This window comes from Anaerotalea alkaliphila, from assembly GCF_010179735.1.
Lineage (GTDB): Bacteria > Bacillota > Clostridia > Lachnospirales > Vallitaleaceae > Anaerotalea > Anaerotalea alkaliphila.
The window spans coordinates 1-1775 of record NZ_JAAEEH010000082.1 but is presented as its reverse complement, the minus strand read 5'-3'; the positions used below and the strand labels follow the sequence as shown (position 1 = coordinate 1775).

Annotated in this window: 1 protein-coding gene; it reads left to right on the top strand. The window is 49.6% G+C overall.

From position 1 onward, the window contains the following. The first annotated feature begins 138 nt into the window (after positions 1–138). Positions 139–1749, top strand: coding sequence for an IS1634 family transposase (locus GXN74_RS14190; protein ID WP_162371587.1), 1611 nt, complete (start codon positions 139–141; stop codon positions 1747–1749). Positions 1750–1775 lie beyond the last annotated feature (26 nt).

Sequence of the window (1775 nt, the reverse complement as noted above, 5' to 3'; positions counted from 1 at the left end):
CCTGGATTCCCGGAACTCGTAACTATGATATGACTATGAATTCGCTCCAAACCATTGATTTTACTGGCGTTCAAGCCACTCCGCTATTGATTTGTTGCTAGTTATGTGTTATCATATACATAACTAGGAGGTGGCACAATGGCAATCATAAACCAGTTCGATAAACGCAGCGGCATCACATATGTGTATGAATCAACATCCTATTGGGACAAGGAGAAACAACAGCCCCGGGCAAAACGCAAGCTCATCGGCAAACGGGATCCCGCCACGGGTGAAATCATCCCGACCGATGGGCGGGGCAAAAAGCGTAAAGAACAGCTAGAACCTTTGCAACCGGCAAAGCCGGGACCGGTGCCCATCGACAGGACCAGCCGCAGGTTTTATGGTGCCACCTATCTTTTGGATGAAATCGGCAATACACTTGGGCTTTCCCAGGACCTCAAGCAGTGTTTTCCAACCATCCACAAGCAGATCCAGTCCATTGCATACTATTTGATCCTGGAAAGCGACTCGCCGCTTTTCCGTTTTGAAAGATGGAGTTCGCTGCACAAACACCCCTATGGCGGAAACATCCCTTCCCAACGGAGCAGCGAAATCTTCTCATCCATTTCCGAGGAAATGAAAAGCAGCTTCTTCAAACTTCAGGAGAAACGCCGCCACGAGGATGAGTACTGGGCTTACGATACGACATCCGTTTCCAGCTATTCCCAGACACTCTGCCAGGTGCAGTACGGAAAGAACAAGGAGCATGACCGGTTGCCGCAGATCAACCTTGCGTTGGTATTCGGGCAGAAATCCGGACTTCCGTTCTATTACCGGAAGCTGGCCGGGAACATACCGGATGTCAGCACCCTTAAGAATCTGCTCGCCGATTTCGAGGCGCTGGGCTTCGAAAAGGTGAAGCTGATCATGGACCGCGGCTTCTATAGCGAAGCAAATATCAACGGACTGTTCAAGGAACGCCTGAAATTCATTGTTGCTGTGCAGACCGGCATTTCCTTTGTGCGCAGGGAGATTGACAAGGTGTATGACACCATCCGGTCTTACGACAATCTGGATGAGCAGCACGGGCTGTATTCCACCACCGTCCTGACCGAGTGGGACTATCGGCAGGAACGTCCCTACAAAAAGGATGTCATCGCGGAAAAGCGACGGATCTATCTGCATGTCTACTTCAACATCGACAAGTATGCCGACGACGAAACCAGTTTTGACAGGAAGCTGCTGTCCATGAGAAAAGAGCTTCAAGACGGCAAACACACTCCTGAACACGAAAGTTTCTACAAGAAGTACTTCGAAATCAAGGAGACGCCGGTTCGGGGGATGCAGGTAACTGTGAAGGAAGATGCGGTGAGGAAAAGCAAACGCTATTATGGTTATTTCACCTTGATGAGCAATGAAAAGATGGATGCCATGACCGCGTTGCAACTTTACCGAAACAAGGATTTGATCGAGAAGGCCTTTGGAAACATCAAGGACCGTCTGAATCTCCGCCGTTTGCTGGTCTCCTCCGAAAGAAGCCTGGACGGAAAGCTCTTTGTTTCGTTCGTGGCATTGATTTATGTGTCTTATATCAAAAACCACATGCAGGAAACCGGGTTGTTCAAAGACTACACTGTTCAGTCGCTCCTTGATAAGCTTGATCTCATAGAATGTTTCGAGAATCCGGGCCATGCCCTCCGGGTTGGTGAGGTTCTCTCGAAGCAAAAGCAGATTTACGAGGCGCTGGCCATCACACCTCCAGCATAGTTACGTGTTGGCGGGAATCCAGGTTG

What these genes read in the sequence shown, in the direction of transcription:
- GXN74_RS14190 (WP_162371587.1), top strand. Translation starts at nt 139, where the DNA reads ATGGCAATCATAAACCAGTTCGATAAACGCAGCGGCATCACATATGTG.